The 16,018-nt window shown below is 38.4% G+C and carries 12 protein-coding genes; 6 read left to right on the top strand and 6 right to left on the bottom strand.

Annotated elements, in window-relative coordinates:
* The first annotated feature begins 4 nt into the window (after positions 1 to 4).
* Together EI546_RS05545 and EI546_RS05550 are read left to right on the top strand one after the other, a co-directional pair.
* On the top strand, positions 5 to 2,104 hold the full coding sequence (locus EI546_RS05545; protein WP_128249611.1) for a Piwi domain-containing protein: 2,100 nt from the start codon (positions 5 to 7) through the stop codon (positions 2,102 to 2,104).
* Positions 2,105 to 2,146: 42 nt separating this feature from the next.
* Positions 2,147 to 3,379, top strand: coding sequence for an ApeA N-terminal domain 1-containing protein (locus EI546_RS05550; protein WP_128249612.1), 1,233 nt, complete (start codon positions 2,147 to 2,149; stop codon positions 3,377 to 3,379).
* A 135-nt stretch (positions 3,380 to 3,514) separates the two neighbouring features.
* Here EI546_RS05550 and EI546_RS05555 read toward each other — a convergent pair whose 3' ends face one another.
* On the bottom strand, positions 3,515 to 3,748 hold the full coding sequence (locus EI546_RS05555) for a hypothetical protein (RefSeq protein WP_128249613.1): 234 nt from the start codon (positions 3,746 to 3,748) through the stop codon (positions 3,515 to 3,517).
* Positions 3,749 to 5,391: 1,643 nt separating this feature from the next.
* On the opposite strand from EI546_RS05555, the gene EI546_RS05560 reads away from it, so the two are divergent.
* Together EI546_RS05560 and EI546_RS05565 are read left to right on the top strand one after the other, a co-directional pair.
* Complete coding sequence (locus EI546_RS05560) at positions 5,392 to 6,033, top strand: DUF6266 family protein (RefSeq protein ID WP_128249614.1); 642 nt, start codon at positions 5,392 to 5,394, stop codon at positions 6,031 to 6,033.
* 439 nt (positions 6,034 to 6,472) lie between these two features.
* Positions 6,473 to 6,673, top strand: a complete 201-nt coding sequence (locus EI546_RS05565) for a hypothetical protein (RefSeq protein WP_128249615.1) — start codon at positions 6,473 to 6,475, stop codon at positions 6,671 to 6,673.
* A 71-nt stretch (positions 6,674 to 6,744) separates the two neighbouring features.
* On the opposite strand, the gene nagB is transcribed toward EI546_RS05565, so the two are convergent.
* Entirely contained in the window at positions 6,745 to 7,527 is a 783-nt protein-coding gene (nagB, locus tag EI546_RS05570) for a glucosamine-6-phosphate deaminase (protein WP_128249616.1), read from the bottom strand.
* Between the two features lie 338 nt (positions 7,528 to 7,865).
* Here nagB and EI546_RS05575 point away from each other — a divergent pair, with 338 nt between their 5' ends.
* Positions 7,866 to 9,002, top strand: a complete 1,137-nt coding sequence (locus tag EI546_RS05575) for a serine hydrolase domain-containing protein (RefSeq protein WP_240673166.1) — start codon at positions 7,866 to 7,868, stop codon at positions 9,000 to 9,002.
* A 50-nt stretch (positions 9,003 to 9,052) separates the two neighbouring features.
* Here the strand turns inward: EI546_RS05575 and EI546_RS05580 are convergent, their stop codons facing one another.
* Together EI546_RS05580 and EI546_RS05585 are read right to left on the bottom strand one after the other, a co-directional pair.
* Entirely contained in the window at positions 9,053 to 10,759 is a 1,707-nt protein-coding gene (locus tag EI546_RS05580; protein ID WP_128249618.1) for a potassium channel family protein, read from the bottom strand.
* A 237-nt stretch (positions 10,760 to 10,996) separates the two neighbouring features.
* Positions 10,997 to 11,494 carry a DUF4494 domain-containing protein gene (locus EI546_RS05585; protein ID WP_128249619.1) on the bottom strand — a complete coding sequence of 166 codons (498 nt, stop codon included), beginning with the start codon at positions 11,492 to 11,494 and terminating at the stop codon, positions 10,997 to 10,999.
* A 412-nt stretch (positions 11,495 to 11,906) separates the two neighbouring features.
* On the opposite strand from EI546_RS05585, the gene EI546_RS05590 reads away from it, so the two are divergent.
* Positions 11,907 to 12,428, top strand: a complete 522-nt coding sequence (locus EI546_RS05590; RefSeq protein WP_128249620.1) for a c-type cytochrome — start codon at positions 11,907 to 11,909, stop codon at positions 12,426 to 12,428.
* Positions 12,429 to 12,526: 98 nt separating this feature from the next.
* On the opposite strand, the gene EI546_RS05595 is transcribed toward EI546_RS05590, so the two are convergent.
* A complete protein-coding gene (locus tag EI546_RS05595; RefSeq protein WP_128249621.1) occupies positions 12,527 to 13,942 on the bottom strand; it encodes an alpha/beta hydrolase in 1,416 nt (471 codons plus the stop codon).
* 43 nt (positions 13,943 to 13,985) lie between these two features.
* Positions 13,986 to 16,007, bottom strand: coding sequence for a CHAT domain-containing protein (locus tag EI546_RS05600; protein WP_128249622.1), 2,022 nt, complete (start codon positions 16,005 to 16,007; stop codon positions 13,986 to 13,988).
* Between the last annotated feature and the right edge of the window lie 11 nt (positions 16,008 to 16,018).

The raw sequence follows: 16,018 nt of genomic DNA on the forward strand, positions 1-16,018 counted from the left end.
AAAAATGGCCAACCTCTGTTTCAACATCCTGACCTTCGACCATCCAAAGGAAGAATTAAGATTATATTTCACCAACAGGGAAGATATTAATCTCACTCGTATTTATCACACCTTAGTCCCCGATGAGGTCATTGAAAAGTTTGGTCAACAAGAACATTATTACACTTCTTTCGAAGAGGAAAGAGAAGGATTTTTTCCTGTCACCAAAGCAGTCAAACCAACTTATGAAAAGAAGCTTGATAAATTTGGGGAGGAATATTCCCAAAAGATCCCTAATACAGCTTTTTCTATTTCAATTTTAAAGCGCTATTATAATTCCCTAATCCATAAATATTTCGCCGATAATGGATTAATGGTCAAGCCTAATTTCATCCACGATACCGAAGTTTGGTTACCAAGTAAAAAAGGTGACAGTACTGGAAATTTCAATCTTTTCGACCGATATTGTTTAAAAGTACAGTTCAAAACAGTATCAAAGTTTCTGGAATTGCTGGTAACTTTTGAAGGTACATCTAAAGTCTATAAACAATCCATTGAGGAACTGCAAGAAAGTGTTCGTCCAGAAGCATTCAATTGGGTGCTTTTTGATGAAGGTTTATATAAGTTCAATGAATTACCAAGCAGTGGGAAAAGAGCTTACAACCAAGTATATCCTGTCTGGAACTTCGACATTAGAGACGCCTTGGGTGAACCTACAGAAGCGCCAGATAGAGGAAATAAGTACATAAAATTCAAAGAAGGTATTGATAGCTTTTACGATACTCATATTAACGTAGAGGAGTTCAAAAATCTTATACCGATTAATTCAAAAGGCTTTATTGCTGTTGAGGGGAAAAGAATAGGAAATGTAAAACCAAATAGCAATCAATTATTATTTGCAGAGAGTAATAAGGATAATGTGCCAATGAACGGAATGAAAAAATTCGGCCCTTATGACACTGGAACATCAACCAACATTCACTTCTTTTACATAGTTCACGAAAGCGACAAAAAAGCCGCCACAACTATTCATCATCACTTATTAGGAAAATCGTCTGGTTTTAGTGGCTTATCGAAGTTCATTAATATTCCATATTTCCCAAACAAAGACCTTGCAATTTATTACCAAAACAAGGACAATCCTTGGCCAGAAGTTTATGAACAAATTATCAATACATACTTTGACCCCGATATTAGATATTTCGCCATATATATAAGTCCAATAAGTAAAGAAACTACCGACAAGCAGCAAAAGCGAGTTTACTACAAGTTAAAAGAGCTATTACTCAAAAAAAAGATTTCCTCTCAAGTAATAGATGCCAAAAAACTGTCGAAAAATAGAAGTCCTCATTTTAGCCTTCCTAATATAGCTATCGCCATTCTCGCTAAATTAAATGGTACTCCTTGGCGCCTTGACAGCAATATTAAAAAAGAATTGGTAGTTGGGGTAGGTGCTTTTAAAAACACCGATTTCGATATTAAATATGTGGGCAGTGCATTCAGTTTTTCAAATAACGGAAAGTTTAACCGCTTCGAATGTTTCCAACAAAACCAAATAAAGGAATTGGCAGGTTCTATTTATAAAGCAGTTAAAGAATATGCGGTCCATAATCCCGAAATAAAACGTCTCGTAATCCATTTTTACAAAACAATGAGTCGTGACGAATTAGCACCAATCGAAGATGGTCTCAAAAGTATGGGCTTAGACATTCCCGTATTCATTGTATCCATTAATAAAACAGAATCATCAGACATTGTAGCTTTTGATATTGATTGGGATAATCTAATGCCATTAAGTGGTTCCTATATCAATATTGGTTATAATAAATTCTTGTTGTTCAATAATACCCGATACTATAAAAGCTTTTACAAGAAAAGTGAAGGTTTCCCATTTCCAATAAAATTAAAAATCGAATGTACTCAGCCCGAGTTAACAAAAGACATAAAAACAGTGAAAGAACTTATAGACCAGGTCTATCAATTCAGTAGAATGTATTGGAAATCAGTAAGCCAACAAAATCTTCCTGTTACAATAAAATACCCTGAAATGGTCGCAGAAATGCTTCCTCATTTCGATGGCAATGAAATCCCAGATTTTGGAAAAGATAAACTTTGGTTTTTGTAGAAATCTCAACTTAAATATGAATACATATCCAGTTTTAAATCAATGAAGAAAAATGAAAGGTATTATGGTGAGGTTTGGTTACCTGCAAACGAACAGGACAGAAAATTCGCAGTTTTAATACCCAAGGACGATGAAATTTTAATAGAAACTAACCTATATTCTTACGAAGGAGCTTATAAAGAACGTCAAATTTTTGGCTCATTTAATGGTTTAGGTTACGTAACTCTTATTGATTGTAAGACACGGCATTCAGCCACAGGCCTTATTAATTCTCGAATTTACAAAGCTACTTACTGTTTTATTGGCATTTCTCATTTTGTTAATCCATATAAACTAAAAATAAATCAATTCTATGTTGTAAATGAAGCAATTGTAAAATGGATTGACCACCGCTCCTTTTACGACTGGAATAAGAAGGAAATCGTATCTAAAGATTTCAAGACTGAATTTTACCTTCCTGATAATGGACTTAAGATTGTTATTGAACAATATTTGAATTATAGAGGTAGCGGCTATGAAATAAAAATCGAAAATAAGGGAAAAGTTTCTTTTCAAACTGAAAAACCTGTAGATATACTTGAAGCTATTAAATATTATGACCAATTTCAAAAAGTCCTACAACTCTTAAGAGGTGGGTCGGCACAATTTGAAAAATTCCTCTTTAAATGCCCCTCTTGTGATGATTGGCAAGAAGTCTATTATAATGATAAAAAATTGACTAAATCAAAGAACACATATGTTCATACCACCTATTCTGAGATTAAAGACGATTTAGAAAAAATTTTGAAAGGTGCTTATTCGCTCGAATCATTCCAATTTTGCTTAGATAAGCTGATGGAAAACTTCATTACCCGCGAGAGTAGCCATAATAAAAGATTTACCAATAGTATATCTGCATATGAAGCATTTATAAAGAATTACTCAAAGAATCCTCGTGCCAAATTACCCCAGGCAATAAATCAATATAAGTATATATTTATACTCATTAGCGATATGGGCAAAGATACTTGGCCCGAATTTCTGCAAAAAGTAATTCGGTCCAGAAATTACCATACCCATAGTAATTTAGGAAATAAGGACGTATTTACCGAATACGAACTGTTATACATTAGTCTTCTTTTTGACTTTGTAATCGGTTATTTATTGTTAGAAAAAATTGGGGTATCTGAATCCTTGCTTGAAAAATTTAAGCAACGCGGCAAAAGTGTTTACGTAGATATGCAATGGGTTAATTCAATTTTGTCATCCAATCCTTTATTAAATAAAAAGAAGTAAATATTAAAACCATTCCCCCACCGCACAGCCATTTGCTTTCAGTCGGTTCTTTTCGCTCGTTCGTGCCTCACTCTCTACAATCACCCACTTCCAGCAACGCGCAGCAAGCCTACGCCTTCAATCGGTTCCGTTGCTCTACACCTCAATCAGTCGCACCCTTGCTTTTCCCAACGCTCGCCCCAACGCAGGTAAAGCGGTGTTCGTCAGTCGTTCCGCTTTGTTCCGCAAAAACATATCTGCAAGGGTAAAATGAACTCCCTGCGGTCGCCCTTGCATATACCGTTCACTTACCAGTTGGTTTGCGCTCCAATGGGTGCTCACCAACTGCCGTTCACTTGTTTTGCTACACACGCTTCTCTTCTTCCTCACCCGGGGCTACTTCATCCCCCAAACCCTAATAAGGTGTTCGCTGCGCTCACAACATTTTTTATTGGGGGTCTGTCGCCCCTTGTTAATTTTGCTCGCCTGCGGGTCGCTTCGGGCTGATCGGGCTGTCACGATTTTTGCAATCCGCCATTTGCCTACAGTCGCTTCATTTCAGTCATTCGTGCCTCATTCCTTTCATTCAGCCACTTTCAGCAACCCTCGCAAGAGTGGCTCATCCTCTTCACTTCGCAAGCCTTTATCCCTTCATTACGCAATGCCAAATCTGTACCTTCAATTTTACCTCTGAACCCTGAATAACAGTCCTCTTTAAAAAACATTAATTAGGTAAAGGCATTGCTCCATTTCGGCAACGGCATCGCTCCGTTTCGTTTCTTCGCCACCCTTGCCTTTTCCAACGCCGAAGCTAAAAATCGCGCCAGCCCTGCGGTAAACCGTAGGCGTCTGCCGCCCTCATTCTTCGGGCTTCTGCAGCCACCACCCTTGCTCCGCTCGCAGGCGGCTCGCATTATAGTTCCAGCAATTCATTCCGTTACTCTCCATTCCTTGCTTCCACTATAGCTACGCTTGTTTACCTGCGTTTTCGCGCGAATACATATTACAATTTTTAGTGCTTTAGATTATTATGAAAGAGCTATTTGAGGATTTTTACTACCTACCTTTTCCTAAAGACGAAGAAAGTGTTTGGAAAACAGACACCCATAGTCCTTTATGGGTGAAAATTTTAATTATATCACTCATTGGCTTTATGTGTTTTATGCTTGCGGTTGCATCTTGAATACATCTAATTTACATCCTTCAATTCACCATCCCGTTCTAATTCCAAAACAATAAATAACTCAAACATAGAGCAAAGGTACAGGCGTGCGGATGCGAGAGCTGCAAGGGTTCGCTTCGCCTGTTTGGTAAAAAAATCTCCACCCTGCGGGTAGTATTTTTTTACCACAGCCCTTGCATCAATCGCACCGATCCTGTGAAGTGGCACTATGTTTAATTTAATTATTTCATCTATGTATAAGTCACTTTTTTCAGTCCGTTGTGGCAGCCGGTGGTTGTTGGCGGGCGTTCGGTTGTCAGGTCGTCCATTCTTTGTGGGCGTTGTTCGTTGTGGTGTTGTAGATTATACCATCCGCCTCTTTTGGTTAGAGGTTACGTTGTCAGAGCTCCCTTTTTAGGAGGCTCTTTTTTTTAATCCTTTTGAATTAAAATTGAAATAATAAATAAAAGAGAAAAGCGAATATAGGCGGGTACGCACGAGCCCTCCGCATCAACGGATTGTAAAGGTCATGCCCTTCGGGTTTTGATGAAAATCTCCACCCTCCGGGTAGTATTTTCACCAAAAACCTTGACAACCCTTCCCAACCCGCCTAAATAAAAGCTTTCTCTTTTATTTTTTTCTCTTTTTTCTTTTCTCTTTTAAAAATAATTAAAGGGAATAGGAAGTAATTAAAAAGCCGAATCCGAAATATGAGAAGGATTACAAAAGCAAAAAAGAGCAATGTAAAGCAACGATTTCCGAAGTTAAAAAAGAGCCTAATTGTTGAATTAACTTTGAATGAACGGGACAAAGCCGAATCAAGTCCGTGCCAAGTCCGAATGATTGTTTAACTAAATAAAATTTAAAAAAGATGGCTATTATTAATCAAGGTATTCTCGGCGGTGTATCCGGTCAAATTGGGAATGTAATCGGTGGAACCTGGAAGGGTATCGATTACCTACGAATCAAACCTTCCAGCGTAGCGAACCCCAAAACTGAAGGGCAATTAGACCAAAGGTCCAAATTTGCAACCGTGCTTCGTTTTCTTCAACCAATGTCTGATTTCCTGCGAATAGGTTTTAAACTGTACGCTATAAAAATGACAGAATTCAACGCTGCAATGTCGTACAATTTATTTAATGGAGTGGTTGGTGCTTATCCCAACTACAACATTGACTACCCGAACGCATTGGTAAGTCGTGGTAATTTAAAAGGAGTGGCCAACGGAACGGCTACCTCTACAACTCCAGCACAGATTGATATTTCTTGGGATAACAACTCAAGTAGTGGAAATGCTCTTGCCACAGATAAATCTTTAATCTTAGTCCTTAATCCGGACAAGAAAGAAAGTATTTATACCACAAGTGGACCTGATAGAACAGCAGGATCTGAAACCTTGAACTTACCAGCTGAATATACTGGAGACGTGGTTGAGGTATACCTTGGATTTGTTTCTGCAGATGGCACCAAAGTTTCCAATAGTACCCATTTAGGTTCTGTAACAGTTGCGTAAAAGCGATTGACGTTTTCCCCGAAAACCGTCCTATTATTAGGGCGGTTTTTTTGTTTAAAAACTTTCCATCTTTCCTATCTTTAGCCCTTAATTAGTTATAAATCAGCCTTTTTTGTTGCTAAATGGTTTCTATTAGGCTGTAATCAGTTGATTATCAATATGACTTCACATATTGCATCGGGAAGTAAAGATTATTCCACAGCGGTAAGATATTGTTTTTTATTTTGCTGAAAACTTTGTCTACCTGAGCGGTGAAGTTTACCTACGATGCAACTAATGAATAGGAATTTCGAAGACGATTAGAATATCAAAAAAACTGTTAAAACCTTCCTAACAAAAAAAATATATTTGGGCCTCGATAAGATATTACGGATGTGTAACTTATAGTTTCACAGATCTCTAGTTGCCATCCATTTTGAGAAAAATAAAAGGATGGACAATGGCAAAGATGAAGGATCTTATTGATAGAGAGGGTGATATATTGCAGATTTTGGCCGAATGTAGGAATGCTAAGCATTATAAATATCAGGCGGGTGAGATGGAATTTAAAGCACTTTGGTTACCTAAAACCTTCAACTACCCTTCCGGCTTGGATCATGGTAGTCTAAAGTCGAAACCTCTATGTTATAACCAAGGATAATTTTGAATAGCAAAGCACTTCGTCCAGATAGCAATCGGGAGCGCTCAGTGTGACGGAGGATGGATTTACATTTATTTCTCAATCAAAGCAGCTGCATCTGAATCCAATACATATTCCACTTGTGGAAAGTTTTGCAGGAATGACGCGGGTAGGTCTTCGGATATAGAAGTGTTCAGAGCCTTGTGGATAATCTCGGATTTTCGGGCTCCGAGGGCGACTAATAGAATTTTTTTGGCTTGACAAATTGTATCGATTCCTACACTTATGGCTTGACGGGGAACGTTATCTAAGCTTCCAAAGCTAGTTTCAGCATCGCGCCGGGTAAGTTCGTGCAACTCTACTAAACGTGTAATTGAATCAAACCTGGAACCTGGCTCATTAAACCCAATATGTCCATTGCGGCCAATTCCCAATAATTGAAGATCGAGTCCGCCGTAACTTCTAATTTTGGCTTCGTAATCTTTACAGTAATCGTCCACCTCTTCTAACGAGCAATCGGTATGGGGAATGTGAATATTCTGCGGAGCAATATCGATTTGCCCAAACAGATAGTTATGCATAAAATAGGTGTAGCTCTGGTCGTTATTAGGGCAAATAGGATAATATTCATCCAGATTAAAGGTAATAACGTTCTGAAAACTCAGGCTTTCGTTTTTATGCAATCGGACCAATTCCTTGTAAATACTTATGGGAGTAATTCCTGTAGCCAGTCCTAACACGGCCTGCTTGCCCGCATTTTGTCGATCCTTAATAATGTCGGCAATTTTGTGCGCCGCGTAAACAGAGGCCTGTTCTGCATCAGCACATAAAGTAAGGCTCTTAATCCTAGAACGGGTATTTAAACTTATGGGCATAGATAGAACGAAGCTCCTTTATGATTGATAATTACTGGTTATTTACAAAAAAAATATTCGAAAACGAATTTTCTAATTTAAGGTTTATATTTTAACACAAAGGGATTGGAGATTTACAAATGTAGCAATTTAAGGGAATATACAAGTTACACAAATTGAATCCTTTTACCTTTTTTCAAAGAATGAACAAACAGATTCTTCCCTCAACCTAAGTGTTCATTATATTTGCCGAATTATTCATTTAACTTTTTCAGTTTATGGTTTCTATAAAGAATTTGTTGTTCACATTATTTTCTATTCTTGGGCTTCTAATTTGCTCAGCTCAGGATTGTCAACTAGTGGAAACCGATAAGTTTGTCCATGAAAGAACAATTATCCCCGGAACCACTATGGGACAAAAATTGGAAAGTCTTCTGTTTTGGTCGCAGGATGAAAAGGAAAGTCGGTTTCCGGCGATGCAATATATTTTTCCAAGTATTCAGGTTTCTAAAAGCTCTCAACCATTTCCTCTAAAACAAGGTGGAAGTATTAGCCCTCAGTGGAAAGATAGGACTACATTGACTTCCTATATGGATTCGAACCGTATAAAAGGTATTATCGTTCTTCAGGATGGAAATATAAAACTTGAAAAATATGCGGATGGCATCGATGAAAAAACCCTTTGGACATCATTTTCAATGGCGAAATCAGTTTCATCTATGTTATTGGGCGTGGCTTTAAAGGAGGGAGATATTAAAAATATGGATGATCGTTTAGAAAGATATATTCCCGAATTCCTGGGGCATGATTATGGCAAGGTAACCGTTAGGCAACTACTGACCATGACTTCAGGAATTGCTTGGAACGAGGATTATGAAGATCCAAATTCAGATGTTGCACAGATGTACCAACAGCCTTGCGTAAATCGAGAAGACCATATTTTGACCTATATGAAGCCTCTCAAATTTGTTTATGAACCTGGAACTCACTGGAATTACAGTACAGGGGAAACGGATTTAGTGGGAATTTTGATTCAGAAAGCGACTGGTAAAAGTCTGTCCGAATATCTTTCGGAAAAAATATGGCAGCCATTCGGAATGGAACATTGTGCCTATTGGCTTGCAGATGAATGCAGTAATTTGAATATTGGAGGAAGTGGGCTCTCGGCCAGTTTAAGAGATTATTCCCGATTAGGTTTGCTCATGTTGAATAGAGATGTGCAGGATGAAAAAAATATATTTTCAAAAGAATGGTTGGACGACGCTACTTCTCTGCTATATCCAGTAAATGACCAAGGAGATGGCTATGGGTATTTATGGTGGCGCTTTAAGGACGGAAATTATGCGGCAGTTGGTATTTTCGGACAGATGATTTATGTTAATCCAGACAAAAATTTGGTGATTGCCCAAATTGCAGCTTGGCCCCACGCGGGCTCCAAAGAACTGGGCCACGGACGACAAGCGTTTATTAACGCAGTATTAAATGCACTTGATTAGTTATTAATTTTTCCGAAGTATTAAAAGCTAATAGAAGCCAGGTTAAGGGATTACTCTCCTTTTACAAATATCTTGTTGAATTTTGTCTTCATCTCCATATTTCCGAGCAATACTATTTCTGCGTTTTTAGGAAGAACAGTACCAGCGGATAACAAGGTAGTTACTTCGTCATTTTCCTTTAGGGCAATAACAGAAAGTCCGGTTTTGGCACCGATTCCGGATTCGCCGAGATTTTTTTTCTGCAACGAAAGCGGAACTGGCGTAATAAATAGGTTTATTCCTTCTCCGAGGATAGTAAGTTCCTGACCCTTGGAAATTGATAACACAGCCTCGGAGCCTAAGGTGGCATAGCTCAACACAAAATTTGCTCCGGCTCTATGGATAATTTCAATATTGCGGGCTTCGGAAATACGGCTCACTATTCTTACTTCCTTGTTCAGTTTCCGACAATAGGATGCCAAGTGAATATTCATAGCATCATCGTGGGTAGAAAGCAATACGGAAGGAGCTTCCATAATGCCGGCTTCCTTCAGAAGTTCATAATCGGAGGCTTTTCCAACGAAAACATCATTACAATATTTCTTGACCTTTTTGCACAACTCTGGGTTCTGGTCAATTAAATTCACCAAAACGCCCTGTTTATACAAAGACTCCGCTGCGGCCCCACCTACCCTTCCACCACCAATAATGAGCACTGGATGCGGATTGAAAAGAGATTCAAGAAAAATCTCATCAATACTATTGAGCTGTTGTTGGTTTCCGATTATTACCAACACGCTATCGTGGGATAATTCCTCATTTCCCGTAATGGGTTTCAACCTTCCCCTATCCCATATACCAACAATACTTACTCCATATTTTTGTCGTAATTCCGTTTCCTTAATAGTTTTAGAAACGAGCGAGGTATGCTGCACAGGCAATTCGGCAATCAATAAATCTTCATACTGGCCTATAGGATGGGAAGTGGCGTGCTGCGCATTAACTCGGTTGGCCAGTTGTTCCCCCAACCACTTTTTCACCGGCAGAACGTGGTCAGCTCCACTCAATTGCTGTACATCTATGGACTCCTCGTTAAACACCAGTGCTACAATGGTGATATGGGGAGCAAGGTTTCGGATAATGAGGATAATTTTTGTATTGACAATATCATCGCGATTGACGAAAACCATTTTGGCATCTTTTACATTAGCGCGCATAAAAGTTTCCTCCATATCCAGTTCACCCAGAATTACCGGTACTTCATTGTAATAATGGGTAAGTGCTTTTACAGGATCTTTTTCGATTACATAATAAGGTGTGTTTTCTTGCTTTAAACGCTCACAAAAATCTCGCGCAATACTGTCATACGAGCATATCAAGATGTGATCTTTTGTGTCGGCAGGAACACTTCTTGGTACTTTATTCTTCTTTTTGGATTCCAAAAGAGGCACATAAAAATGCCTTATAAATGCGAAAGGCAGAAATATAAGCAACATAAAAATCCCCGTAAGCAATACGACTATGCTAAAAAGCCTACCGATATCCGATTGAAAAGTAATATCACCAAACCCTAAAGTGCTCATAACAGTAAGAGTCCAATATAATCCGGTAATCCAAGAGTGGTTCTGACCCTCCATGTTCATGATGACATGGAAGAGAATGGAGAAAAACACGACGACGACTCCTAAAAAGAGTAGATATTTAAAAAGAACCTTGGAATTTCTTTTAAAATCATTGTCGCTTAAATAATAAGCCAACTGACTGCTGACGAATTTCATAGGATTATTTTTTTTATTAAAGTCGGGATGTAAAATTAGAGTTTAGCGCCTAGTTTCCAGTTTCTTGTTTGGTCTTGGTTCTTGGGCCTTGGGTCTGGGATCTTGTTTCTATTTTCTAGTTTTTACAACTTTTTTTGCCGGAGATTCAAATATCAAGATAAATATTGGCAAAACTTCTGCTGTATAAAAAAACATCTCTAAAATGCAGAGATGTTTTTATTAATTAGACTCGGAATCTCAATTTTCCTGTTCGGCCATTTCCGCGGTTTCGAGAATGTTGAATTTTTCCAATTGTTCTTCTTCTCCGGTAAAATATGGGAACACGTCCACTATTGGAGATTCGGTAATTGAGGGAATTGTATAATCTCCCATTGTTTCCGCCATTGCAAGGGTGGTATTCTCAAATGCTTCCTTTACATCATTGGCCTGGACCAGCAAATAAATATTGGTTTTCTTTTCCTTTCCACTCTCTTCATCTAAGGCGATCAGGGAAACTTTGGATTTAAACCATCGATCTGAATTTTCAAAGGGGTGGACCTCGGAAAAATTGGCCACCTTAATATTCATTATTCTAAAATCCTCTTCCGTAAAATTTTTCATTTCCTCTGTAATTCTGGATTCGGCTTCGGTGTAGGATACGGCATCCAATAAATAAGTATCCGTGGTAACCTTTTGCTCTCCAGATTCATGTGTTTTTCTGTATTTCACCTTACATTCATACCAAGTTACGCTCATAGCTTTCAATTTTTTTAGAGTTCAAAAATAGGATTTAAAATCTAAAATATCTGTATTGTTAGATAAAGTCTTAAGACCGTTGTACTACTAGACATAAGATGTAAGACCTGATTGCTAAAAATCTGAAAACCAAGTTTATCTATCTTTCATTTTTGCTTTTTTTGAAATTACTTTCTCGTTTTAGCAAGGTAAAACACTTCAATATTGCTCCAATACCCTATTCTTATTTTTAATATCGATATTTATAAAAGCTTTATCGGAAAAGATGGTTTTGAAAATAAGAATAGATTTTCACAGTTTTGAATATTCCAGAAACCAAATAAAGCCCAAACCAAAATTTATAGAATTTATATGAATTCTAAAGAGATTTTTTTCTACCTTAATAGCACAAACCATTTAAAATAAACCTATTATGAAAACGAAGAAAAAAATTCTCACAATTTTCTCTATTATCGGATTTTTAATTCTGGCGGTATCTCTTTCCGCATTTAATGTGACCCCTAATCTGGATGAAGGGTATATGCCACAACCAAAATGGAAAAACCTTAAAGTATTGCCACAGGATATTACAAAAGATAGCTTGGATAATCTTATGAAGGGATATACCGTGGCGCTTGGAGTAAAATGTAATTATTGTCATATGCCGAGCAAAACAGACCCTACCAAATTGGACTTTGCGGATGACGGCAAAATTGAAAAGGAAATTGCCCGCGGAATGATCACAATGGCAGATGATATCAACGAGAAATATTTCAAGCCTTATTTCCCGGACCCAAAACCTGATCAGGTGTATGTAGTGGCTTGTATTATGTGCCATAGAGGAGCCCCTAATCCCGAAAAATATCTGTCACAAATGCACATGGCCTATAAAACCTATAATCCGGATAGAGACAATCGGAAAGAAAAAGAAATGGAAGAAAGACAAAAGCAATAGCTTTTTTACATTTATAAGAACGAAGAACCGTACCTCGGCTCCGCTCGGTACACGTACCTCGGATCCGCTCGGTAACCTTACTTCGACTTAGGCTTAAATCAAAATGTCCAATATTCAAAATCGTTATGATGTTTTGATTTTAGGTTGCGTTTTTCAGGTATTTCATTCTTTTCCAAAATAGTGGAAATATCATCCAACAAACTTTTGGTCTGGGCAAAATAACCATGACCTAACAGATCGGTATCAATGTCACTGGCATCTATGGTTTCAATACCTTTTGCACATACTATATCCGCTCCGCCATCCCCTACCCGACGCAAATTTTTGCGAAATGAGCGCGATGCCCTTAGAGCATTATCCTTTTCTGAAACGTAAAGTGTTATTTGTCCGTTTGAGCTACCCGCAAGCTTAGGAGCAATGTCTTTGCAGAAAATTTGTGCATCAATATCGGGCGCGGCTAAAATTATTTGGGTAAACTGAAAATCCTCAAAATTATTCTCGCGTTGTAATTCCACCAACGCCGCAGTCAATGCCCGGTTACCCATACTATGGGCTATTAAATGCAGTTTTTTCGCTCCTGTTTTCTCGCGGACATCCTTTAAAAATTGAATCATGTCCGATTGGCTGTAAACTACATTATCCTCATCGCTAAAATATCCCTCAAGACTTGCCCGAGAGGGCCAGCTAAAGAGTATTGGAGCACCTCCGAATTTTACATCGTGGGCAATCTGAGCTGTGCGCATGGCCGCTTCGTCAAAAGCCACATTGTATCCGTGAATAAATATAAAGGCATCATTTTCATCCGAATTTGCAATGGTTTGCTGAAGCAGCGGAAAAAACTCATCCTTTTGCAAAATTTCGCGATCTATTATCATAACATGTTTATCCGGATTTTCCCGAAACTCCAATTTCCACCATTTAGGTCTTGGTATTTCTCCCATTTCCTTGTTCTTGGGGATATTGACCAAAACGGTTCCATAATGAATGCTATCCCGCTCCACTCCGAATTTCACCTTGCCCTCATCCCAGATGGTATTCCGGTTAGTTCCAAAGAAGATTAATACTTCGAAGTTGCCAGTTACGTCAGGGATATTCTTTTTTTCAAACCCTCGAGTTTCCCGTGGTGGCCTAACCATTTCCCGTTCAGGAATTACCATAGCCGGAGAAGTTTTTTCAATAGCATTTGGGCTTGGAACTGTTTCTTTATAAGGTTTGTTTACAAAAATTACTAGTTTCGATTCGGCGGTATTATCTTTTTTTACATTTAGCGAATAGCTACCAATGCTTTCGTTTTCTTCTATTCTCCACAATTCTAAGGTCACGGTTTCATCAATTTGGGCGGCCACAATAATAGATACGATTAAATTTCTTCTGCCAAGAAGCCGGTATTCCATATCCCATTTTCCATTATTCCGTTTTATCCATAGGGAAGGGTCAATCTTGCTATTATCGATGGTGATTTTTACATTTTCTAAGTCGATACATGTCAGTTGAAAAATCAGTTGGGTTTCCATAATTTTTGTGGTTAAGGTTATACACTAAAGCGTTAATATTGAATCAATCCACCGCTCCCAAATAGAAGAAGTTTCCCCAGTCCCGATACTCAGGATGCTTGGTTCTGGTATAATTTTGTGCCACTTGAAAGGACTCTTTTTTGCTTTTTCCTTCTGTAATAGCGGTATAAAAGCTGACAAAAAAAGTTTCGCAACTCATAGTTTCAGCTTCCCATAAAGTACCTATAATGGTTGAAACACCTGCCTTTATAAATGCCGCAGGTAATCCTTGTAGATTATCCATAACATCAAATCTACCCAAGGCAGTTTCACACGCGCTCAAGGTTAAAAGATCTACGTTTTGGGCATCCAAGTCCATCAGTTCCCAGGCGGAAATACTGCCATCCTGGGATTCTGAAGGAACAAAGAACAACTTCTGAAAGGCAGGAGCACTTACATTGTGCAAACCGTGGGAACATAAATGTATGCGTTTGGAGATTTTACAAGCTTCCCTGAAATTGTTTTCTGTCGCATTTCCTTCTATATCCGTAAGAGCTTTAAAGTGAAATAATCCTGCAATTTGATTTGCTTCCGCTATCGCATTTACAAGTGGCGGAATGTCAAATGAAGAAGGTTGGGCATAACCCAGGCCGAAGGAAGCCATTTCAATAAGCCCAGTATTGGATGCGGTTTTTCTGTCAACAGTTAATAACCGAAGATTGGGCAATGTGGTTACGAGCCATTCATCAGAAAGCAAACCATTTTTATAAGGCAACAAATGAAACGGGTAGTAATGGTAGGCTCCGTGCGGCTGAATTATAAGATGTGTTTTTCCGGCAAGGCGGAATTCCTCCAGATAGGGCAAAATTGGTTCTAGCAACATTTCAGAATCATGGGCAAGCAGTTGCAATCCCTCCTCTGTGCAGACATTATATCCATAAGGATCATTTTTAATTTCCCTCCTCACATCCGGCACGCTAAAGGAAAGCACAGCGGTATTTGTCAAAATTCCTTCACTGGATATTTCCAAATCACCGCTCGGAAAATTGGGATCTACACCGTAAATAGCGCGTGAGTCTTCCTTCGTAATAAGCAGAATAAAATTTGCAGCATTCCCTTGAGCATCTCCTCCCATAAACTGAATATAAAGCACTGTTTCAGAACCTATAGAATTTTGAATATCCGTTATTGAAAGAATTGGATAATTAGCGTTCTGGATATTCCGTATTTCTTCCAGTTTCAAAAACCTATCAAACTCAATTTGCAGATTATTCAAGTTAGCTTGAAGATTGTTGCCTTCTTGCTTTTCCTGTTCCCCAAGATATGCGGAAAGAAGCATTTCATCATCAATAACCGATTCCTGCCTTGTATCTGGAGAAGCTAACTGCCGCTCCATATCATAAATATTTTGAAGAAGACCAACGACATACTCATTGGGGTCGGGCATTTCGCCAGGAAGATTTAAACCCGCCCCAAAAACAAATCCTTTGGCGTGCTGTAATAAAATTAAAAATGCCGTAAGGTTTATGGGTTGGTAATTCATGTAGATGCGAAGTATCCCTTTGTATAACTGAAGTATCAAATAATCCAAAACACTACTTCGGAAAGCAGAGATACCAAAAACATTACCTACAAGCTTTGAGAGAATTGCATTTGCGCTGTCCAGATCCAAATCGGGAATTAGGTCCAAGAGTCTTATCAAATCATCTTTGACACGAAAATGATCCTCGATCGCAACATCAATTTTAAGTGCCTCAAGGTATTCGTTTACATTGCCGGAAAAATTATTTTGTTCAAGAAAATCGCAAGCCGCATTGGTGTGGCTGCGACTTAAATTTCGCATATTTTCCTCAAAGGGATTTTTGAATTCTTTATTCTGTTCATTTCTTTTAGAGGTAGCGCTGACTTGTTTTAACAAGAAAAGAGCTCTATTATAGAGGGGACCCTGCTGTTGTTTCCACCACTGGTCCATCGTGGGCCAATATTTTGAATCTAAAAGTTCTGGATATTGAATGATGGCCTGGGCGACAGATTGTTGGTCAAATTCTTCTTCATTAATGATGCTATCTAGTATGGTCGTTATCATTTAGAAGTATA

Source organism: Aequorivita sp. H23M31 (assembly GCF_004022485.1).
Taxonomy (GTDB): Bacteria; Bacteroidota; Bacteroidia; order Flavobacteriales; family Flavobacteriaceae; genus Aequorivita; species Aequorivita ciconiae.